Raw genomic sequence first — 21,607 nt, 5'->3', positions numbered from 1 at the left:
AGGCATCCACCGTATGCGCTTAATCGCTTGACCATATAACCCGAAAGGGTCTGGTCGCGATTGGTACGATAATTGCCGGATACGCTTGAGACGTATCGTCAATTTGTCAGCATGATTCATATTGTTAAAGAGCGACTGTCAATCGACAGTCATAAACCGGTCATCGTGTCTGGCGATGATGGCTTATGACTGCGGATCCGATCAGTGAGTGACTGTTAGATGGGTAGTGAGGGAGATGGTGGAGCCTAGCGGGATCGAACCGCTGACCTCCTGCGTGCAAGGCAGGCGCTCTCCCAGCTGAGCTAAGGCCCCGATAATGCATAATTTTGTCGGAGACAAGACGCCTTGGGCCGACGCATAGCCTGCTATGCGAGGATCAAAGCAACGCCGTATCCGGCGAAATTGGTGGGTCTGGGCAGATTTGAACTGCCGACCTCACCCTTATCAGGGGTGCGCTCTAACCAACTGAGCTACAGACCCGGCACTGTACCTATGCAGGCTAGCTGGCGTTTTGCCGGTCGACCTCACCCGCTTTCCATTTAAGGTCAGGGGGTGCGCTCCAACCAACTTCGCGACAGACATGGCTTGCACCAACAGTCATTTGCTCTGGTCGATCAGGTAATTCATTGTGGGCACTTGCCGGCAGGCAGCGCTTGTCGTTTAAGGAGGTGATCCAGCCGCAGGTTCCCCTACGGCTACCTTGTTACGACTTCACCCCAGTCATGAACCACACCGTGGTGATCGCCCTCCGAAGTTAGGCTAACCACTTCTGGTGCAGTCCACTCCCATGGTGTGACGGGCGGTGTGTACAAGGCCCGGGAACGTATTCACCGTGACATTCTGATTCACGATTACTAGCGATTCCGACTTCACGGAGTCGAGTTGCAGACTCCGATCCGGACTGAGACCGGCTTTATGGGATTAGCTCCACCTCGCGGTATTGCAACCCTTTGTACCGACCATTGTAGCACGTGTGTAGCCCTACCCGTAAGGGCCATGATGACTTGACGTCGTCCCCACCTTCCTCCGGTTTGTCACCGGCAGTCTCCCTAGAGTTCCCGACCGAATCGCTGGCAAATAGGGACAAGGGTTGCGCTCGTTACGGGACTTAACCCAACATTTCACAACACGAGCTGACGACAGCCATGCAGCACCTGTCTGTGCGCTCCCGAAGGCACCAAGGTATCTCTACCAAGTTCGCACGATGTCAAGGGTAGGTAAGGTTCTTCGCGTTGCATCGAATTAAACCACATGCTCCACCGCTTGTGCGGGCCCCCGTCAATTCATTTGAGTTTTAACCTTGCGGCCGTACTCCCCAGGCGGTCGACTTATCGCGTTAACTGCGCCACAAAGGTCTCAAGGACCCCAACGGCTAGTCGACATCGTTTACGGCGTGGACTACCAGGGTATCTAATCCTGTTTGCTACCCACGCTTTCGCACCTCAGTGTCAGTGTCAGTCCAGAAGGCCGCCTTCGCCACTGGTATTCCTCCCGATCTCTACGCATTTCACCGCTACACCGGGAATTCTACCTTCCTCTCCTGCACTCTAGCCTGACAGTTCCGGATGCCGTTCCCAGGTTGAGCCCGGGGCTTTCACAACCGGCTTATCAAGCCACCTACGCGCGCTTTACGCCCAGTAATTCCGATTAACGCTCGCACCCTCCGTATTACCGCGGCTGCTGGCACGGAGTTAGCCGGTGCTTCTTCTGCGAGTGATGTCCTTCCTGAAGGGTATTAGCCCCCAGGCCTTCTTCCTCGCTGAAAGTGCTTTACAACCCGAAGGCCTTCTTCACACACGCGGCATGGCTGGATCAGGCTTTCGCCCATTGTCCAATATTCCCCACTGCTGCCTCCCGTAGGAGTCTGGGCCGTGTCTCAGTCCCAGTGTGGCTGATCATCCTCTCAGACCAGCTACGGATCGTCGCCTTGGTGAGCCATTACCTCACCAACTAGCTAATCCGACATAGGCTCATCCGATAGCGCAAGGTCCGAAGATCCCCTGCTTTCCCCCGTAGGACGTATGCGGTATTAGCCTGAGTTTCCCCAGGTTATCCCCCACTATCGGGCAGATTCCTATGCATTACTCACCCGTCCGCCGCTCGACGCCTGGAAGCAAGCTTCCATCGTTTCCGCTCGACTTGCATGTGTTAGGCCTGCCGCCAGCGTTCAATCTGAGCCATGATCAAACTCTTCAGTTTAAATCAGTGCGGTTCTTGCCCTCCCGAGGGAGGAAGCGAACCAATCTTGGCTCAAGGTTCAAACGTCTCGTTTGACGAGTCGCTTGCCTTGATGATTTGGTGACTCGCACCACCTCACCGACAAGCGCCCACATGAATTACCTGATCGATTGTTAAAGAGCGGCTCCGAGCTCTCTAAGGAGTGGAGCGTCTCGCTTTGGTCGCGACCCGGAGGCCGTTGCGACGCCGCTGCGAGGAAGCGACATTCTACCGATTCGACCGTGACTGTCAAGCCCTGCTCGGCGACCCTGAAGCGTGCGACGAAGCAGCGACTTCCGATCATCCGAGCCGGCGACTGGCCGGTCGGCGTGGCGATGCATTCTACTGCATCTGGCCGCTCTGTCAATCTCGCTTTTCTCGAGAGGGTTTCGAAAAACCCAACAGAAACAAGCACTTTTGCCACTCATTGCCGCTGGCCACGATGTCCGTCGCCGGCAGCGGATGCGTACTTTACGGATTTCCCCCCGCCCCTGCAAGGACTTTGGTAAAAAACTTTCAGCCGCCCATCCAAGCCGCCACTCGCCCGACCTTCACGGGAGTGACTTACCCACACCGTCAACAAAAGCCGACGGCGGCCTCCCGCTCCCCGTCATAGGCTGACCAGTAGCATTCACGACCTCGCCACACTCATGGAGGAGTCCGCCATGTCCTTGATCGATGCGCTGCGCCCACGACAGCGGGAGTCGGCTCTTGACCACTATCCGCAAAAGGCCTCGCAGCAGCGGCAATGGGCGCAAGATATTCGCTCGTGGATCGGGCGGGGCGGGGCCTCGGCGCGTCTAGCGCGCTACCTGACCCCGGTCGCGGTCATGGACGATCGCCTCGACACGGTGACCACCGACGGGCGCCATCTGTTTTTTCATGCCGCCTTTGCCGCCATGCTGACACCGGAAGAGCGTCGCTTTATCACGGCTCACCTGGTGTGGCACTGCGTCTGCGGACATATCGTGGCACAGCCACACCGAGACACCCAGCGCTGGAACCTGGCCTGTGAGCACGAGGCCAACTACCTGGTGCTGCTCGAGGGCCTGAACCTCCCCCGCGATGCGGTCTTCTACTTCTCCCAGGCCGGGCGCCATAGCGGCCAGGTCTACGACTGGCTGGCCGCTCATCCCCACCCCCAGCAGGATCATCACTTCGATGGCCACCCCCTGGACACCCCTTACCCTCCTGACGAGATCCATCGCGTGGACCCGGACTATGCTCCCCTCGAAGCGGATGCGGCCCTGGCCGGCCTATGGCAAAAGCAGGCCAACAGGGAGATCCAGGCCGGACCACTCCATGACTACCTGTTCAGTCGCTGACGAACGGGCACCACGAGCCGGCCCCTGACGGGCATCAAGGGAGAGCAAACACGTATAGAAAGGAATGGTAGGCAAGCCGAAAAAGGGCGGCTAGAAATGGAGGCGGCCCCGACAGCCACATCCCGGCACACGCGACCACCACTACCGTTGCTCCCTTCCGGGCCTGGCGGGGTTTGCGGCTTAGCGTTGCGGGAGGACCGACGGGGCCACCATAACGGAGGGCCTCTTGAGCCTCGCGAAGAGCCAGGCTGGAACAGCCACTCGGCTCGACGCGGGGCACTATAACAGCGGCCCGCAGCCCCCGCAAGGGCAGTGGCAATTCCCCGACCCGGCGCCCATGGCTAAGGGGTAGCCGCCCATCGACGCAGAGGCACTTTCCGGTGAAGAAGCCCCTGAGAAGGGCTATATCGCGCGGCTCGGCTGGAGCCTGAATGCCATCGAGGTTGAGGAAACCTTCGACCGTCGCCATGGAGTGGCTCGAGCGGGCCTATGGCTTCTAACGCCTGTCGGACCAGCCTGGACGAGGCCCTCGATTACCTGATGCGCAGTTGGGGGACAAACCACCGGCCCGCGGGGGAGCTCCACGCCGGCCCGGGCTACGCGACTACGGACGCCCAAGCCATCGCCTCAGGCCCCGGGGCGGCGCTATACTGCCTGCCCCTATACCTGCGATGCCTTGTCGATGATGCCCATGCAACGCCTCGACCAACTGCTCGTTACCCAGGGCCTGGTCCGCTCCCGCTCCCGCGCTCAGCGCCTGATTCGCCACGGCCGTGTCAGCCTGGTCGACGCCGGCCGGGTGCTTACCAGGCCCGGCGAGAAACTGCCCCTGGAGAGCCGGCTGCGAGTGGAGGAGGACCCGGAGGAGCGCTACGTCTCCCGGGCCGGCCTCAAGCTCGAGGCGCTGCTCGAGGCCCTGGGGCTCGACCTGACCGGACGCCTGGTTCTCGACGTGGGCCAGTCCACCGGCGGCTTCAGCGACTGCGCCCTGCGGCATGGCGCCCGCCATGTGATCGGCGTGGAGGTCGGTCATGATCAGCTCGATTCCGGCCTGCGCGCCGACCCCCGCCTGACCTGCCTGGAGGGGCTCAACGCCAGGCACATGGATAGCGCCCCGGAGCTGGCGGCGGCCCTGGCGGCGCAAGGCGCCAGCGGCCCGGACCTGGCGGTGATGGATGTCTCCTTTATCTCCCAGACGCTGATCCTCCCGGCCCTGGCATGCCTGCTGCCTCCGGGGAGCGAGCTGCTCAGCCTGGTCAAGCCGCAGTTCGAGGTCGGCCCCGGGCGCGTCAATGCCCGGGGCGTGGTGGCCGACCCCAGTCTCTATGCGGACGTGGAGGCCCGGATACGGCACTGCTGCGACGAGCTAGGCTTCGAGGTCCGCCATTGGGGAGATAGCCCGATCCTCGGCGGCGACGGCAACCGCGAGTTTCTGCTCTACGCCCGGCGCCGCTGAGCCGGGCTCACTCGAGTGCCAGTATCCGGCGTTGACTTGGTCGGGTAGCATGGTAGAAACGCCTCATGACTCCAGCTATGGATAGCCACCATGATCGCGACTTCCCGCCTGACCTCGCTCTGCGTCCTGGGCATGCTGGTCCTGGCCACTCCGGCCGCCGCCAGCCTGAGTGACGCCGAGCGTCGCGACATCGAAGCCCGCATCCACTCTCTCGAAGTCGAACTCGATAGCCTGCGACAACGCCTGGCCGAGGCCCCCGCCGAGGAGGCGGCGGCGGACCAGGGCCGAGTCGCCGGCGAGGCCGTGCTCAGCGAGATCCGCCAGCGCCGCACCCTGGAACGGGAGTCGACCCGCAACCCGCTGGCGATCACCGCCTATCGGCGCAATTATCTGTTGCCGGTCAGCTTCAACAATCGCCCCAACCGTGATGCCTTCCGCGCCATCACCGAGGCCAATGGCCCCAGCGATACCGAGGTCAAGTTCCAGTTCAGCGTCAAGGTCAACCTGATGGAGGACCTGGTCGGCGACAACGGCGACCTCTTCTTCGCCTTTACCCAGCGCAGCTGGTGGCAGGCCTACAATACCGAGGCCTCCTCCCCCTTCCGGGAGACCAACTACGAGCCGGAGCTCTTTCTCAGCTTCGATAACGCCTGGACCCTGCTGGGCTGGACCAATACCCGTAACCGCCTGGGCTTCAGCCACCAGTCCAATGGTCGCTCCAATCCCGTCTCCCGCAGCTGGAATCGCCTCTATGCGGACCTGCTCTTTCAGCATGGCGACTGGGCGGTCAGCCTCACCCCCCACTGGCGCATCCCCGAAGCCACCAGCGACGATGACAACCCCCGTCTCGAGCACTACCTGGGGTATGGCGATATCGGCATCGCCCGTCGCTTCGCCGGCGACCACGAGGCCAGCCTGCTGTTCCGGGGCAATCCCGGCACCGGCCACCTGGGGACCCAGCTCGACTACTCCTGGCCCCTGTTCGGACGAATCCGCGGCCACCTCCAGTACTACCAGGGCTATGGCGAAAGCCTGATCGACTATGATCACCGGGTGCAGCGCGTCAGCCTCGGCTTCAGCATCAACCCCCTGTTCAGCACCCATCCGGAGTGAGCGCCGCCGATTGCACTGCCATCGGCGGCTGCTATGCTGAGCCTGTCATTTATCGTCAGAGGAAGACCCGATGGCCAGTCGTACCCCCCGGACCGATGCCGGCACCGAGCAGCTCAAGGCCGACCTGGAGCACCTGACCCAGACCCTGGAGGAACTGGTCGGTGCCACCGCCGACGACTCCCGAAGCAATATCAAGCAGTTGCGCGAGCAGGCCGAGCAGCGCCTGCAGGAGACTCGCCATCGCCTCGAGGCCCGCGGCGAGCGCCTCTATAGCGAGGCCCGGGACAGCGTCCGCGACCAGGTGGACAGCTGCGACCGCTATGTCCACGACAACCCCTGGACCAGCGTCGGCATCGGCGCCGCCGTGGGGGTGGTGATCGGGCTGCTGATCGGGCGGCGCTGATGAGCGATGGCCAGGGACCGGCGGGACGCCTCTTCGCGGCGGCCAAGCAACTCCTCAAGAGCCTGGTGGGCATCGGCGAGACGCGCCTGCGGCTGCTGGTGCTGGAGCTCGAGGAGGAGCGCGCCCGCCTGGTCAGCCTGCTGCTGGTGATCGGGCTCTGCCTGATACTGCTGCTGCTGGGCCTGGTGGTGCTGGTGCTGCTGGTCGTGGTGGTGTTCTGGGACAGCCATCGCCTGCTGGCGCTGGGCGCCTGCAGCCTGGCGCTACTCGGCGCCGGCCTGGGATGCGGACTCTGGGCCCGCCGGCTGGCCCGCCGCCCCAGCCTGCTCAAGGGCACCCTGCGCCACCTGGCCACCGACCGGGAGCTGCTGGAGAGAGGAGGCGATGCCCATGAACCGCGATAAGCGGGCGGCGCGTCTCGATCGTATTGACACGGAGCGCCGGATGCCATGAGCCACGCCGAACGACGCGATGAACGGGCAAGACGCCGGGCCATGCTGGAAAGGCGGATCGAACAGCAGCGCATCGACCTGCTGGTGGCCGCCGAACGCTGGCATGGCGCGAGTGGCGAACTGGACGCCCGCTGGCGAGCGCTACGGCACTGGCGAGGCGCCCTCTATGGCGTCGGTGGCCTGCTGGCCTGGCGGGGTGCCAAGCGCCCGCGCGCCCTGCTGCGCCTGGCGCGACGCGCCGCCGCCGGGGCCCTGTTATGGCGCCGTGCCCGACGCCTGTTGATCCGCCGCTAGGCGCCCGACTCCGTATCGCCTGCCTGGCGAGGCGCGGCACTCTGCGCCGGTGGACAGGCCACGCTGCCATAGGAGCAGAACACGCAGCAATCCCCCGGCAGGGGATGCAACAGCCGTCCGCAGCCGCGGCATTCGTAGAACCACAGGCAGGCATCGCCGGGCATGGTCTCCACCTCCCGGTGGCCACACTCCGGACAGGTCAGCGTCGATTTCAGCAGGACTCCCAATCCCATGCTCTCCTCCCAGGCGGCTTACCCTCAGTCTATGCGAGGTCTCGCGCGCCGGCCCGAAGGCGACTCAACGCCACGACGAATCACAGCGCCTGGCCGCAGGCGACTCCGCTGGCCCAGGCCCACTGGAAGTTATGACCGCCCAATTCACCGGTCACATCCAGCACCTCACCGATAAAGCGTAGCTGGGGCAGCCCCGCCACGGCGAAGGTCTTGGACGAGATGTCACGGGTGTCGACGCCGCCCAGGGTCACCTCGGCGGTTCGCCAGCCCTCGGTGCCGGCGGGCTTGAGGCGCCACTCATCGAGGCGCCGGGCCCAGGCCTCCAGGTCGGCATTGCTGCGCTCGGCGAGGATGCCGTCGCCGCCATACCAGTCGATCAGGGCCTGAGCCAGCCGCCTGGGCAGGCGTTCGGCGAGCCAGGTGCTCAGTTGACGCCTGGGAGTCTCGCGACGCGCCGCGACCAGGGCCTCGAAGGCATCGATACCGGGCAGCAGGGCGATGGCCAGCTCGTCGCCGGCCTCCCAGTAGCTGGAGATCTGCAACATGGCGGGGCCGGAGAGCCCGCGGTGGGTAAACAGCATGGGCTCGCGGTAGTGACCATCGCGACAGCGTACCGCCACCTCGCAGGCCACCCCGGCGAGCGCCTCGGCCCGCGCCTTCCACTGGGAGGTCAGGGTGAAGGGCACCAGGGCCGGCCGCGTCCCGGTGACGGCGAGGCCGAACTGGCGGGCCAGGTCGAAGCCGAAGCCGCTGGCCCCCAGGGTGGGAATCGACAGCCCGCCGGTGGCCACCACCAGGGCGCCGGTATCGATCACCCCAGCGGAGGTCCGCAGGCGCATGCCCTCGCCATGGCGCTCGACGCGCTCGATGGCGGTCTTGAGGCGTATCTCCACCCCGGCCCAGTCGCACTCGGTCAGCAGGATCGCCAGCAGCTCCTTGGCGGAGTGAGCGCAGAACAGCTGTCCCGGCGCCTTCTCCACGTACTCCAGGCCATGGCGTTCCACCAGCTCGACGAAGTGCTCCGGCCGGTAGCGCTTCAGCGCCGAGATACAGAAGTGCGGGTTGGCGGAGAAGAAGTTGGCCGGCGAACTGGCCAGGTTGGTGAAGTTGCAGCGCCCCCCGCCGGACATCAGGATCTTCTTGCCGGCCTTGTTGGCGTGGTCGAGCACCAGCACCCGCTTGCCGGCATAGCCGGCGGTGAGGGCACACATCAGGCCGGCGGCACCGGCACCGATGATCACCACATCGGGGGAGGACGACATGCGGGACTCCTGAGGACGCGTGGGCCGCGGATTCTACCCGGGGCCAGGGAACTTTCCCACCCCGTACAACCTCCGTACAGGGAATGGAGTGCTTGCCGTTTTTTGTCATACTCTCGGCCTGGCGATGCCATTAGCCTGATAAGTGACGCCCCGACTCAGCCGGCGCAGGATGCGCCGGTTTCTTCTCATCGACCGTGACTGCTGCCCATGCCCTCGATCCTCTCGCCCGTCTCGACCCGCCCATGGCTGCCGCTGCTGCTGCTCTTGCTGCTACCCGGCATGGTCCAGGCCCAGCAGGCCGGCGCGGTGATTGCCGCCCGCGCCAGCCTCTCGGCCTGGTCCGATCCGTTGACATCGCTGGGCACCCTGAGCGCCGACGAGAGCGTGACCCTCTCGGCCACGGTGACCGATACCGTCCGCGAGCTGAACTTCCGCGACGGCGAAAGCGTCGAGGCCGGGCAGCTACTGGTGCGCCTGGCCGATGACGAGGCCCAGGCCAACCTGCGCGTCGCCCAGGCCCGGCGCGACGAGCGTCGCAATGCGGTGAACCGCCTCGCCCAGCTGCAGAGCCGCAACCTGGCGCCGCGCGCCGACGTGGAGGATGCCCGGGCCCAGTTGCGTCAGGCCGAGGCGGAGATTCAGGCCCTGGAGGCCCGGCTCGCCGACTACCATATCCGCGCGCCCTTCGCGGGCCGGGTCGGCTTTCGCGATATCAGCGTCGGCACCCTGGTCACCCCGGGCACCGAGCTGGTGACCCTCGACAAGCTGGATATCATGAGGCTCGACTTCACCCTCCCCGAGACGGTGCTCGGCCAGCTCGCCGAGGGCCTGCCGCTCTCCGCCACCAGCCCCGCCTACCCCGACGAGGTCTTCGCCGGCGAGATCGCCAGCCTCGGCAGTCGCGTCGACCCGGTCAGCCGCAGCCTCATGGTGCGCGCCGAACTCGCCAACCCCGAGGGCCGCCTGCGCCCCGGCATGCTGATGAACGTGGTGGTCCGGCGCGCCCCCCGCGATGCCCTGGTGATCCCCGAAGCGGCGCTGATTCCCGAGGGCAATCGCCACTATGTGCTGGTGCTCGACGAGGCCGACGACTACCGGGTGACGCGACGCGAAATCACCATCGGCGCGCGCCGCGAAGGCGAGGTGGAGGTGATCGAGGGGCTGGTCGCCGATGACCTGGTGGTGGCCCACGGTACCGAGCGGGTCCGGGATGGCCAGACGGCCCGCCTGCTGGGCATCCTCGAGGAGAACACCAGCATCCCCGAGTTGCTGCGCCGGGATCGCGGCGCCGCGGAGGCCAACGGCTGATGCGTCTCTCCGACCTCTCCGTGCAACGCCCGGTGCTGGCCACGGTGCTGGCCGCCCTGATCGTCGCCTTCGGCCTGCTGGCCCTGCAGCGCCTGCCACTGCAGGAGTACCCCGCCATCGACCCGCCGGTGGTGGGCATCGACACCCGCTACCCGGGGGCCTCGGCCAGCGTGGTGGAGACCCGCATCACCCAGGTGCTGGAGGATCGCATCTCCGGTATCTCCGGCATCCAGGTGATCTCCTCCTCCAGCGAGGATGGGCGCTCCAGCATCGGCGTGGAATTCGGCCTCGACAAGGACATCGACGCCGCCGCCAACGATATCCGCGACCGCATCTCCGGGGCCCTGGACAACCTGCCCGAGGAGGCCGAGCCCCCCGAGGTGCAGAAGGCCGACTCCAGCTCCGATGTGGTGCTGTGGCTATCGCTCTCCGGCGCGAGCTACGACATGGCCGAGCTCACCGACTACGCCAACCGCTACCTGGTGGATCGCTTCTCGGTACTGCCCGGGGTCTCCCAGGTGCTCGTCGGCGGGGGCCGCGAGTACGCCATGCGCGTCTGGCTCGACCCCGACGCCCTGGCGGCCCGCGACCTCACCGCCGGCGACGTGGAAGACACCCTGCGCCGCGAGAACGTCGAACTGCCCGGCGGCGCCATCGAATCCCGCGACCGCCAGTTTATCGTGCGCCTGCCGCGCGGCTTCGCCAGCCCCGAGGACTTCCGCCGCCTGGTGCTGACCGAGGGTGACGACGGCTACCTGGTACGCCTGGGCGACGTGGCCCGGGTAGAGATCGGCGCGGTGGAGGAGCGCACCATCTTCCGCGGCAACGGCACCCCCATGGTGGGCCTGGGCATGATGAAGCAGTCCACCGCCAATGTGCTGGAGATCTCCGAGGGCGTACAGGCAGAGATGGCTCGCCTGCAGGACACCCTCCCCGAGGGCATGGAACTGCGCCTCAACTTCGATGCCTCGGTGTTCGTCGAGGGGGCCATCTCCCAGGTGGTGCAGACCCTGTTTATCGCCATGGGCCTGGTGGTGGTGGCGATCTTCCTGTTCCTCGGCAACCTGCGCACCACCCTGATCCCGGCGGTGACCGTGCCCATCGCCCTGATCGGCACCTTCGCCGCCCTGGCGGCGCTGGGCTTCACCATCAATCTGCTGACCCTGCTGGCCCTGGTGCTGGCCATCGGCCTGATCGTCGATGACGCCATCGTGGTGCTGGAGAATATCCACCGGCGCATGCACGACCATGGCGAGACGCCCCTGGTGGCGGCCTTTCGCGGCACCCGCCAGATCGCCTTCGCGGTGATCGCCACCACCCTGGTGCTGGTGGCGGTCTTCGTGCCGCTGAGCTTCTTGCAGGGGGATATCGGCCGGCTCTTCTCGGAGTTCGCCCTGACGCTGGCCGCCGCGGTGATCCTCTCCAGCCTGCTGGCCCTGACCCTGACGCCGATGATGGCCTCCAAGCTGCTGACCGCCGAGATGCAGGAGGGCCGCCTGGCCCGGGCCGTGCAGTGGGCCCTGGAGCACTGTCGCTGCGTCTACCGGCGCCTGCTGGAAGGCGCCCTGCGCCACCGCGTCCTGGTGCTGGCGCTGCTGGCCGGGGTCATCGCCGGCATGCTGTGGCTCAACGCCAACCTGGCCAAGGAGTACACCCCCCAGGAGGATCGCGGCAATTTCTTCGTGCTAGTCAATGGTCCCCCCGGCGCCACCTATGACTACATGCTCGACTACATGGACGAGATCGAGGCGCGACTGCTGCCCATGGTGGAGGCCGGCGAGGTGGAGCGCGTGGTGGTGCGGGCGCCGCGGGGCTGGGGCAATATCGAGAACTTCAACGGCGGCTTCGTGATCGTCAACCTGACCGACTGGGGTAGCCGCCGCGACGCCTGGAGCATCATGAACGAGATCCGCCAGGAGCTCGCCGACCTGCCCGGCATCCGCGCCTTCCCGGTAATGCGCCAGGGCTTCGGCATGCGCGTCGAGAAGCCGGTGCAGTTCGTGCTGGGCGGTGGCACCTACGAGCGGCTCGCCGAATGGCGCGACACCCTGATAGCGCATATCCGCGAGGACAACCCGCGCCTGATCGGCCTGGAGAGCGACTACGAGGAGAGCCAGCCCCAGCTGCGCGTGGAGATCGACTACGAGCGCGCCGCCGCCCTCGGCGTCACCGTCACCGAGATCGGCCGCACCCTAGAGACCCTGCTCGGCGGGCGCACCGTGACCCGCTACGTGGATGACGGCGAGGAGTATGACGTCATCCTCGAGGGCGAGCCCGGGGCCCGCTCCAGCCCCGCCAGCCTGGAGAGCCTGCGGGTGCGCTCGGCGCGCAGCGGCGCGCTGATCCCCCTGGCCAGCCTGGTGACCCTCACCGACTTCGCCGGCCCCAGCACCCTCAACCGCTTCAACCGGGTGCGCGCCATCACCCTCCAGGCCGACCTGGCCGACGGCTACCCCCTGGGCGAGGCCCTCGCCTACCTGGAGAATGCCGTGGCCGAGGTGCTGCCCGCGGAGGCCCAGACCGACCTCAAGGGCGCCTCCCGCGACTACCAGGAGGCCAGCGGCGCTACCGCCTTCCTGCTGGGGATGGGCATCCTGGTGGTCTTCCTGGTGCTGGCCGCCCAGTTCGAGAGCTTCGTGCACCCAATGGTGATCATGCTCAGCGTGCCCCTGGCGATCTGCGGTGCCCTGCTGGGGCTCTACCTGAGCGGACAGTCACTGAACATCTATAGCCAGGTGGGCCTGGTGATGCTGGTGGGGCTGGCCGCCAAGAATGGCATCCTGATCGTCGAGTTCGCCAACCAGCTGCGCGATGCGGGTCACGCCTTCCACGACGCCCTGATCGAGGCCTCGGTGACCCGATTGCGGCCCATCGTGATGACCGCGGCGACCACCATGGCCGGCGCCGTGCCGCTGATCGTCTCCGGCGGCGCCGGTGCCGAGAGCCGCCTGGTGATCGGCACCGTCATCCTCTGCGGGCTGGCCGCCGCCACCCTCTTCACGCTGTTCGTGGTGCCGGTGGCCTACGACCTGCTGGCGCGCAAGACCGGCTCCCCCGGCGACGTGGCGCGACGCCTGGCGGCGGAAATGGAGGCAGAGGCGAGGTAACCGAAAAAAGTTCAACGCTTTCAAGCGTGAACACCATTGTGGGAGCGCAGATTCTGCGCGATATCGCCCGAAGGGCGATCCTGGCCGGCACCAAGGGCGACTGCGTCGCCCAATCGTCCGGAATCCGGACTCCCACAACCCCAGTGGGCCAACCAGGCCTTCACGCTGATCTGCGATGAGCCAAAAAAAGCACGGGGCCGGATCCTGGATCCGGCCCCGCGGCGTTGTTCCCGAGTGGCTGGCGAGTGGTCAGCAGTCGCCCAGGCGCTCGGCCTGAATCTCGGTGTTCATCACCATCTCGCCCATGGGCGTGGTCATCTCCACCCGCATGGTGCCCTCGGCGCGATCGCGCAGATAGCTCATGCTCCCGACGATATCGGCCTCGCCGCCCTCCCCGGTACAGCGCATGCGGTAGTCCATGCCGGCGGCGCTGACATTCTGCTCCAGCAGCTCGCAGCCCTCCTCCTCCTCGATCAGGGTCATGGGCGCCTCATCGATCTCCTCCTGGGTCAGGCACTCCTGGTGCGTCTCGTTCTGCTCGGGGATCGGCATATCGCCTTCCACGGTGGTGGTGCTGGTGAACTCCCACTGACCGGGCAGCAGATCGGGGGCCTCGGCCTGGGCGGCCAGGGGCAGGGCCAGGACGGCGGAAAGGAGCAGAGCGCGCGGCAGCATGGAAGGACTCCGGACGTAATGAATGTACATCGCAGCTTATGCCATGGCGGCGTCGAGGGGAAATCGCGGCGTCAGGCCGCCGCCACCAGGCGCCTCAGCGCCTCCAGGTACTGCTCCACCACCAGGTTGGGGGGCGCCCCCTTGCGGGTGATGGCACTGTAGTGGGTGAGGTAGTGCCAGCGCTCGGGGTTCAGGGCACGCATGCGTCCCTCGCCGACCCAGCGTTCGGCATAGTGGGTCGGCAGGTAGCCAAGATAGCGCCCCGAGAGAATCAAAAAGGCGATGCCCTCCCGGTCGGTGGCGGAGGCGGTGGCCCGCAGGGGCGCATGGCACGCCTTGATCTCCGCCGTCTGGGCATAGGCCGGCACCACCGCATCGCACTCGCCGAGCGCCGCCTCGTCGACCGCCTCGGCCGCGAATAACGGATGCCCCGTCGCGCAGTAGAGCCGCGAGGTCTCCTCATAGAGCGACAGGTACTCCAGCCCGGGCAGGGTCTTGAGGGCCGGAACCACGCCGGTATGCAGGCGGCCGTCGAGCACCCCCAGCTCGATATCGCTGGGCGGGATCATGCGGATATTGATGCGTACCTCCGGACCGCGCTCCTTGAGGGCGCTCAGGGCATGGGTGATATGCATCTCCGGCATGGTCACCAGGTTATCGGTGATACCGATATTGAGCTCGCCCTTGAGTCGCGCATGCAGCCCATTGACCCGGGTACGGAAGCCCTCCACCGCCGCCAGCAGCTGCAATACCGCCTCGTAGACCTCGGCGCCCTCGTCGGTGAGGGAAAAGCCGCTGCGCCCCCGCTGGCAGAGCCGCAGGCCAAGCCGCGTCTCCAGGTCGTTCATGGCCATGCTGATGGCCGCGCGGCTGATATTGAGCTCCACCTCGGCGGCGGAGAAGCCGCCGCACTCCACCACCTTGCGGTAGATCCGCAGCAGGCGCAGATCGGTATCGCTGAGCCGCCCCCCCAAGACTTCCCTGTGCCGCGACATAAGTCCCCTCCTCCCGGTGAGGGGGCGGCATCGCCCCGCCCCACAAAGTTAATCAGATACTTTCATAAACGTAAAAAAATCTGGATTTAACTTATCACCTGCCGGGGCTAGCCTGCGACTCATACCCCCCACCAATGGCAATGCCAACCGAGGATGCGGCCATGTCAGAGCGTGATCTTCCCTTCCCCAGCCCCGAGCAGCTGGATGCCTACTGGATGCCCTACACCGGCAACCGCCAGTTCAAGCGCGACCCGCGGATCATCGTCGGCGCCCGGGGCAGCTACTTCACCGACGCCGACGGCCGCCAGATCTTCGATGGCCTCTCGGGACTGTGGACCTGCGGCGCCGGCCACGGCCGCCCGGAGATCACCGAGGCGGTGAGCCGCCAGCTCGCCGAGCTCGACTACGCGCCGGCCTTCCAGTTCGGCCACCCCAAGGCCTTCGAGCTGGCCCACCGCCTGCGCGAGCTGACTCCCGAGGGCCTCGATCACGCCTTCTTCACCGGCTCCGGCTCGGAGAGCGCCGACACCGCCCTGAAGATCGCCCGGGCCTACTGGCGCAAGAAGGGCCGCCCCACCAAGACCAAGCTGATCGGCCGCACCAAGGGCTACCACGGGGTCAACTTCGGCGGCATCAGCCTGGGCGGCATCGGCGCCAACCGCGCCCTCTTCGGTCAGGGCGTCGATGCCGACCACCTGCCCCATACCCTGCTCGCCGAGAACGCCTTTACCCGCGGCCTGCCCGAGCGCGGCGCCGACAAGGCCGAGGAGCTGCTCGAGCTGATCGCCCTGCATGACGCCTCGAATATCGCCGCGGTGATCGTCGAGCCCCTGGCCGGCTCCGCCGGGGTGATTCCGCCCCCGGTGGGCTATCTGCAAAGGCTGCGGGAGATCTGCGATGCCCACGAGATCCTGCTGATCTTCGACGAGGTGATCACCGGCTTCGGGCGCATGGGCGCCATGACCGGCGCCGACGCCTTCGGCGTGGTGCCGGACATCATGAACGTCGCCAAGCAGCTCACCAACGGCGCGGTGCCCATGGGCGCGGTGATCGTCCAGGGCGAGATCTACCGGACCTTTATGGAGCAGGGCGGCCCCGACTATATGCTCGAGCTGCCCCACGGCTACACCTACTCGGGCCACCCGGTGGCCTGTGCCGCGGCGCTGGCCACCCTGGAGGTGCTCGAGAGCGACCGCCTGATCGAGCGGGTGCGCGAGATGAGCCCGCGCTTCGAACACGCCCTGCACTCCCTCAAGGGCAGCCGCTACGTCAGCGATATCCGCAACTATGGCCTGGCCGGCGCCCTGCAGATCGAGCCCTACCCCGGTGAGCCGGCCCGCCGCCCCTTCGAGATCGCCATGAAGTGCTGGGAGAAGGGAGTCTATGTGCGCTACGGCGGCGACACCATCCAGCTCGGCCTGCCCTTTATCGTCGAGCCCGAGGAGATCGACCGGCTGATCAATGTGCTGGGCGACGCCCTCGGCGAACTGGACTGAACACGACCGACCCACCTGTTAGCTAGAGGTACTGCAATGACCACTCTCGGCCACCTGATCAACGGCGTCCGCGTCGACGACGCCACCCGCACCCAGGCCGTCTACAACCCCTCCACCGGCGAGGTGGCAAGCCAGGTCAGCCTGGCCAGCCAAGCCACCGTGGAGGCCGCCATCGAAGCCGCCCAGGCCGCCTTCCCGGCCTGGCGCGACACCCCGCCCGCCAAGCGCGCCCGGGTCATGTACCGCTTCAAGCAGCTGCTGGAGGATCACGCCGAGGAGATCTGTCGGCTGATCGGCCTCGAGCACGGCAAGATCACCCATGACGCCAAGGGCGAGCTGCAGCGCGGCATCGAGAACGTGGAGTACGCCTGCGGCGTGCCGGAGCTGCTCAAGGGCGAGCACAGCAGGAACGTCGGCCCCAATATCGACTCCTGGAGCGAGTTCCAGCCGCTGGGGGTGGTCGCCGGCATCACCCCCTTCAACTTCCCGGCCATGGTGCCGCTGTGGATGTATCCCATGGCCATCGCCACCGGCAACACCTTCGTGCTCAAGCCCTCCGAGCGCGACCCCACCTCGACCCTCTATATCGCCGAGCTGGCCCTGGAAGCGGGACTGCCCGCCGGGGTGCTGAACGTGGTCAATGGCGACAAGGAGGCCGTGGACACCCTGCTCGACGATCCGCGAGTGCAGGCCGTCAGCTTCGTCGGCTCCACCCCCATCGCCGAGTATATCTACGGCCGGGCCAGCGCCAACGGCAAGCGCTGTCAGGCCCTGGGCGGCGCCAAGAACCACGCCATCGTCATGCCCGACGCCGATATGGACAACGTGGTCGACTCCCTGACCGGCGCCGCCTTCGGCTCCTCCGGCGAGCGCTGTATGGCGCTGTCGGTGGCCGTGGCGGTGGGTGACGCCGCCGCCGATACCCTGGTCACCAAGATGCGTGAGCGCCTGGCGACCCTCAAGGTGGGCCCCCACTTCGACGGGGGCAACGACTTCGGCCCGGTGATCACCCAGGCCCACCAGGAGAAGGTCTGCGGCTATATCGACAGCGCCGAGGCCCAGGGCGCCGAGATCGTCGTCGACGGCCGCGGCGTCCAGGTGCCGGGCTTCGAGAACGGCTTCTACGTGGGCGGCACCCTGATCGATCGGGTGACCCCGGAGATGACCTGCTACCTGGAAGAGATCTTCGGCCCGGTGCTGCTGGTGGTGCGGGTCGACACCATGCAGGAGGCCATGACGCTGATCGACGACCACGAATACGGCAACGGCACCTGCATCTACACCCGCGACGGCGAGGCGGCCCGCTACTTCAGCGATCACATCCAGGTCGGCATGGTGGGCATCAATGTGCCGCTGCCGGTGCCGGTGTCCTACCACAGCTTCGGTGGCTGGAAGCGTTCGCTGTTCGGTGACCTGGCCGCCTACGGCCCGGATGCGGTGCGCTTCTACACCAAGCGCAAGACCATCACCCAGCGCTGGCCGTCGGCCGGGGTGCGCGAAGGCGCCCAGTTCTCCTTCCCCTCCTGATAAACAGAATACTCGACTAACATCGCGGTATTGATAACACCGGATCGGGGCGACCCGATCCGGTGTTGAGGGTATCCGGGGTTCGTGGTTGATACATCGGTCAAAGGCCACCCGCGGGTGATCATCGATGGCGATGTGGACCTACTCCCCCGGCACCGCCAGTGCTCTGCCGACGATCGCCGGTCACGCGGTGTCCCGGGCCCGCGAAACGGTCGAGCGTCTTGATACCCGGATGCCATCGCCCGGGGCGCCATATCCTCATGGGCAGACAGGATGTCTGAGTACAGCGCCTTGACGATTTGATCAGGTGTCGACATCAGAACTTATGGCCAAGCACTCAACCGATCGATGGCATTCACGCCAGAGCGCGAAAAACTTAAAAATCTGGGCCACTTTTGGTGACCCAGACATACTTCAAACAGAGGAAAGGAAAATCAGAAACCAACTATCTTGTCTGGTAGCCAGGTCGCCGTAACTGGAAACAATGCCACGATCAGCAAAGTAATCAACTGAACGGCAATAAAGGGAAGCACGCCTCGGCACATCTGACCGTAAGTAATGTCTTTCGGTGCGATTGATTTCAGGTAGAAAATTGAAGATGCCATCGGCGGGGTCAAATAGCTGGTCTGAATAGTCACCAACACCAGGGTGGCGAACCACACAGGATCAATCCCCATCTGCCTGACGATCGGCGTGAAGATAGGCACGCAGATTAACACGATGGAGGTCCAGTCAAGCACGAAGCCCAGCAAGAAGGTGACAGCCAAGAAGAACAGAATGACACCCGTCGTACCACCGCCTAGCCCGGTGGCAATCGCGCTGACCATATCTCCGCCACCATTCACAGCAAAGATACCCGTAAACATGGTTCCCCCGGCTACGATCATCAAGATCATCGCAGTAATGCGCACCGTGAGCCCGAGAGAATCTGTCATGGATTTCAGTGAAACCCCACCATTGATCACCGCCAGAATCACTGCGCCAGCCACACCCACGGCGGCAGCCTCAGTGGGAGAGGCAATCCCACCCAGCAGTGAACCCAGCACAGAGAGCATAAGCAGGAGTGGCGGAACCAGTGCCTTCATGGTAATTGCCAACTTCTTGCTAAGAGGGTAGGGGTCCTCCGCTTGCGCAGGCACCGGGCCGTCTTCAGGGCGTAGCAAGCAACGCCCAACGATATAGACGACAAACAGCGTAAGCATGATCCCGCCGGGCACAATAATTGCGGCGAAAAGCTCACCAATCGACAACTGGGCAAGAGCGGCATAGACCACCACGATGACAGTGGGCGGAATAATCGTTCCCAGCGAGCCACCCGCACAGATAGTGCCACTAATCAGGGAGTTGTGATATTTATAGGCGCGCATGGCCGGAATGGCCATCAGCCCGATCATTATTTCCACGGCCCCTACGACACCAGAAGCCGCGGCAAAGATTGCCGCCATGGCGATCGTCGTCAACGCCAAACCACCCGGCAGGCGACCAATCCACATCTGGATAGCATTAAAAAGGTTCTTGGCAATCCCAGACTTTTCCAGTATGGCACCCATCATTACAAACAAGGGGATAGATGCCAGCACATAGTTGGAAGCGGCGCTATAGATACTACCGTACAACTGCTGAAAGACCAGTGGGCCGAAGGCAAACCAGCCCGCCACCACCGAGACGATGACCAGCGAGAAAGCGACAGGAATTCCCAAGAAAATCAGCAAGAAGAGCCCGGGAAACATCAAAGCCGAGATCAACAGATCCATTACCCTTTCTCCCCGAGCGTGTTTTTCTCAATGAAGTACCTGGCACCCTGGGCGAAAAGCTGAAGCGCCAGGAGGGTTAACCCGACGGCAATAATTCCATAAAATGGCCACATCTTGGGTGCCCATATACTCACCATATCGACTTCCCCGGTCACAAAAGCCTTCCATGACTTCTTCCAGCCATGCCAAGCCATAAGCGAAACAATTGGACACATCAGCATCATATACGCCACACCATTGATAGTGGCGGAGATGTGCTTTGGCATCAGATTACTGACCACATCGACCCGTACGTGACCATCCTCGCGAGCGGTCCAGGCCACACCCAGGAGAAACACAGCGCCCGTGACCATATAAGAGATATCGAACGCCCAGATAGTAGAGGCATTGAAGGCATAGCGCGCCACCACCTCGTACAACATCGCTCCTGTAAGAACGATCAGAAGGGCCTTGCTAACCCAGGCAGACAGCCAAGAAATTTTATCGATCAAATTTAGGATCATTTTCATTTCCTTCCCAGTAGACAGCGCATAAGGGGACCCTTAGATGGGTCCCCTGCCACCGGGGTCAGTTGGTGATCAAATAATCCTGCTGAGCACTCCAGCGCTCCTGATACTCATTGTACCCTTCCAGGATATCGGTCATACGAGTGTCCCCTGCCTGGCTGCGCTCTGTCGCCTGGTTAGTCATCCACTCACGACCGTTTTCGGCAAGCTCCCCGACGAAGGAATCATCGAGGCTAATGACTTCATTCCTGCCTGAGCGATAAGTTTCCATTGCCTGAAGGTCGTGATGATAAAAATTACTCAGCCCCTCGTAGGTGGTCAGCTTGGCGGCCGCTTCGATCAATGGTTTTAGATCGTCGGGTACCTGATCCCAGGTCTCCTGTCGGGTTACCACTTCCCAGAGGAACGTAGGCTGATGAACGCCAGGCACCACGATATAACGAGCCGCTTCGTGGAAGCCTTCCGGCTGATTGCTGGAAGGCGTTGCCCACTCCACGGCATCCACCCCGTTTCGCTGCAGCAATGTATACGTATCGCCGGGCGGAACCACCGTCGGAACGGCATTATAGTACTCCCGCATGACCTCGGCCCAAGGACCGGAAGTACGATACTTAATGCCATCAAGGTCCTCGGGGCCGTGAATGGGAACATTCGAGTGCGCGAACACCTCGGTCGAGCCAATTCCAACAACGAGGGAGTGGAGGCCTTCACTGGCGCGAATCTCCTGAAGCCTTTCTAGACCGCCCCCCTCGTAGATCCAGTTAATATAGGCTTGTGGTCCCATGCCACCGGGGAAGCCGGCAAAGATAGCATTGATTGGGTCTTGGTTAACCAAGTAACTAGGGGTGGAGTGCCCCGCATCGACGGTACCTTCCTTCACTGCCTCGTAGACCTGAAGCGCCGGGACCAGAACTCCTGCACCGAAGGGGGAAATCTCAACCCGCCCCTCCGTCAGGGTCGACGCATTGACGGCGAAGCGTTCGAGAAAGTTCTCGAAGATAGGTGAACCATCTGGAACTGAGGTAGGAATCCGCCACTCGATCTCGGCAGCCATAACTGGCGAAGCCATAGAAGCGCTGATTAATACCGCAGCCAAACGTTGTTTTTGGGTCATGTAAGACTCCCCTTTCTTGTGGTTTTTTCGGCACGCATGAAGTGTGCCGGATAGGTATCACCCAGCACTTTTTGATGCACCAAGCAACTAAAAATCAATAGCTTCTTCATTATTGGAAAGCCAGATATCTTGGCACCCTAGAGTGCCTAGCCCCCCGATAATCACGCCATGCCTTGATGACCCTGACCACCAGGGTCACGACATCGTTATCCGCGTTCAGCGTCCACTGCCCGCGGGCTTCTCCGCTGGCAGTTATTGAAGACGCACCTCTTCGAAGGCCAGATTCGGCGACCTCGAAGAATGTATAAAATATATTTTTTCCACGCAAGCTTTTTTGCCTCCCCACCCCTAGCCGTGCCAGGCGGCCGAA

Annotated in this window: 17 protein-coding genes, 2 tRNA genes, 1 rRNA gene, 1 other RNA gene and 1 pseudogene; 10 read left to right on the top strand and 12 right to left on the bottom strand. The window is 64.1% G+C overall.

The window, feature by feature from the left end:
• Positions 1-236 precede the first annotated feature (236 nt).
• From NFU04_RS01000 to NFU04_RS00990, 3 genes are all read right to left on the bottom strand, one after another.
• A tRNA-Ala gene (locus NFU04_RS01000) sits at positions 237-312 on the bottom strand.
• 91 nt (positions 313-403) lie between these two features.
• Positions 404-480: transfer RNA gene (locus NFU04_RS00995), tRNA-Ile, on the bottom strand.
• 181 nt (positions 481-661) lie between these two features.
• Positions 662-2,199 (bottom strand): 16S ribosomal RNA (locus NFU04_RS00990).
• A gap of 683 nt (positions 2,200-2,882) precedes the next feature.
• Here NFU04_RS00990 and NFU04_RS00985 point away from each other — a divergent pair.
• Positions 2,883-3,542 carry a DUF2201 family putative metallopeptidase gene (locus tag NFU04_RS00985; RefSeq protein WP_251307669.1) on the top strand — a complete coding sequence of 220 codons (660 nt, stop codon included), beginning with the start codon at positions 2,883-2,885 and terminating at the stop codon, positions 3,540-3,542.
• Positions 3,543-3,648: 106 nt separating this feature from the next.
• Here the strand turns inward: NFU04_RS00985 and ffs are convergent.
• Positions 3,649-3,745, bottom strand: an RNA gene (gene ffs, locus NFU04_RS00980) — signal recognition particle sRNA small type.
• A gap of 488 nt (positions 3,746-4,233) precedes the next feature.
• Between ffs and NFU04_RS00975 the strand changes: the two genes are divergently transcribed.
• The 5 genes from NFU04_RS00975 to NFU04_RS00955 all read left to right on the top strand — a co-directional run bounded on the left by NFU04_RS00975 (position 4,234) and on the right by NFU04_RS00955 (position 7,260).
• Positions 4,234-4,998, top strand: coding sequence for a TlyA family RNA methyltransferase (locus NFU04_RS00975; protein ID WP_251307668.1), 765 nt, complete (start codon positions 4,234-4,236; stop codon positions 4,996-4,998).
• A 90-nt stretch (positions 4,999-5,088) separates the two neighbouring features.
• Positions 5,089-6,111, top strand: a complete 1,023-nt coding sequence (locus NFU04_RS00970; protein WP_251307667.1) for a phospholipase A — start codon at positions 5,089-5,091, stop codon at positions 6,109-6,111.
• A gap of 70 nt (positions 6,112-6,181) precedes the next feature.
• Positions 6,182-6,514, top strand: coding sequence for an ElaB/YgaM/YqjD family protein (locus tag NFU04_RS00965; RefSeq protein WP_251307666.1), 333 nt, complete (start codon positions 6,182-6,184; stop codon positions 6,512-6,514).
• The gene (locus tag NFU04_RS00960) at positions 6,514-6,918 is read left to right on the top strand and encodes a phage holin family protein (RefSeq protein WP_251307665.1); all 405 of its coding nucleotides are present in this window, start codon (positions 6,514-6,516) and stop codon (positions 6,916-6,918) included. Before NFU04_RS00965 ends, NFU04_RS00960 begins: the two co-directional genes overlap by 1 nt.
• A 45-nt stretch (positions 6,919-6,963) precedes the next feature.
• Positions 6,964-7,260: a YqjK family protein gene (locus tag NFU04_RS00955; RefSeq protein ID WP_251307664.1), complete on the top strand. Its 297-nt coding sequence runs from the start codon at positions 6,964-6,966 to the stop codon at positions 7,258-7,260.
• Here the strand turns inward: NFU04_RS00955 and NFU04_RS00950 are convergent.
• Entirely contained in the window at positions 7,257-7,493 is a 237-nt protein-coding gene (locus NFU04_RS00950; protein WP_251307663.1) for a GDCCVxC domain-containing (seleno)protein, read from the bottom strand. The genes NFU04_RS00955 and NFU04_RS00950 overlap by 4 nt on opposite strands.
• A gap of 80 nt (positions 7,494-7,573) precedes the next feature.
• On the bottom strand, positions 7,574-8,755 hold the full coding sequence (locus NFU04_RS00945; protein ID WP_251307662.1) for a BaiN/RdsA family NAD(P)/FAD-dependent oxidoreductase: 1,182 nt from the start codon (positions 8,753-8,755) through the stop codon (positions 7,574-7,576).
• 207 nt (positions 8,756-8,962) lie between these two features.
• Between NFU04_RS00945 and NFU04_RS00940 the strand changes: the two genes are divergently transcribed.
• Positions 8,963-10,063 (top strand): efflux RND transporter periplasmic adaptor subunit, encoded by a 1,101-nt coding sequence (locus NFU04_RS00940; RefSeq protein ID WP_459382054.1) that lies wholly within the window; start codon positions 8,963-8,965, stop codon positions 10,061-10,063.
• Positions 10,063-13,170, top strand: coding sequence for an efflux RND transporter permease subunit (locus NFU04_RS00935; RefSeq protein ID WP_251307661.1), 3,108 nt, complete (start codon positions 10,063-10,065; stop codon positions 13,168-13,170). The genes NFU04_RS00940 and NFU04_RS00935 overlap by 1 nt, the downstream gene beginning before the upstream one ends.
• 249 nt (positions 13,171-13,419) lie before the next feature.
• Here NFU04_RS00935 and NFU04_RS00930 read toward each other — a convergent pair whose 3' ends face one another.
• On the bottom strand, positions 13,420-13,845 hold the full coding sequence (locus NFU04_RS00930; protein ID WP_251307660.1) for a DUF3617 domain-containing protein: 426 nt from the start codon (positions 13,843-13,845) through the stop codon (positions 13,420-13,422).
• Between the two features lie 71 nt (positions 13,846-13,916).
• Entirely contained in the window at positions 13,917-14,840 is a 924-nt protein-coding gene (locus tag NFU04_RS00925) for a LysR family transcriptional regulator (protein WP_251307659.1), read from the bottom strand.
• A gap of 161 nt (positions 14,841-15,001) precedes the next feature.
• Between NFU04_RS00925 and aptA the strand changes: the two genes are divergently transcribed.
• Both aptA and NFU04_RS00915 read left to right on the top strand, forming a co-directional pair.
• Complete coding sequence (aptA, locus tag NFU04_RS00920) at positions 15,002-16,336, top strand: omega-aminotransferase AptA (RefSeq protein ID WP_251307658.1); 1,335 nt, start codon at positions 15,002-15,004, stop codon at positions 16,334-16,336.
• 36 nt (positions 16,337-16,372) lie between these two features.
• Positions 16,373-17,863, top strand: coding sequence for a CoA-acylating methylmalonate-semialdehyde dehydrogenase (locus NFU04_RS00915; RefSeq protein WP_251307657.1), 1,491 nt, complete (start codon positions 16,373-16,375; stop codon positions 17,861-17,863).
• A 102-nt stretch (positions 17,864-17,965) separates the two neighbouring features.
• Here the strand turns inward: NFU04_RS00915 and NFU04_RS16460 are convergent.
• The 4 genes and pseudogenes from NFU04_RS16460 to dctP all read right to left on the bottom strand — a co-directional run.
• Positions 17,966-18,098 (bottom strand): annotated as a pseudogene (locus NFU04_RS16460) (IS481 family transposase); the annotation flags it as partial.
• Positions 18,099-18,297: 199 nt separating this feature from the next.
• Entirely contained in the window at positions 18,298-19,617 is a 1,320-nt protein-coding gene (locus NFU04_RS00910; protein ID WP_251307656.1) for a TRAP transporter large permease, read from the bottom strand.
• A complete protein-coding gene (locus tag NFU04_RS00905; RefSeq protein ID WP_251307655.1) occupies positions 19,617-20,126 on the bottom strand; it encodes a TRAP transporter small permease subunit in 510 nt (169 codons plus the stop codon). The genes NFU04_RS00910 and NFU04_RS00905 overlap by 1 nt, the downstream gene beginning before the upstream one ends.
• Positions 20,127-20,184: 58 nt before the next feature.
• A complete protein-coding gene (gene dctP / locus NFU04_RS00900; protein WP_251307654.1) occupies positions 20,185-21,237 on the bottom strand; it encodes a TRAP transporter substrate-binding protein DctP in 1,053 nt (350 codons plus the stop codon).
• Between the last annotated feature and the right edge of the window lie 370 nt (positions 21,238-21,607).

Origin of the sequence: Halomonas sp. NCCP-2165, assembly GCF_023708045.1 — a bacterium.
Classification (GTDB): Bacteria; Pseudomonadota; Gammaproteobacteria; order Pseudomonadales; family Halomonadaceae; genus Bisbaumannia; species Bisbaumannia pacifica.
The sequence above is the reverse complement of the archived record's forward strand: the minus strand, read 5'-3'. Positions and strand labels throughout refer to the sequence as shown.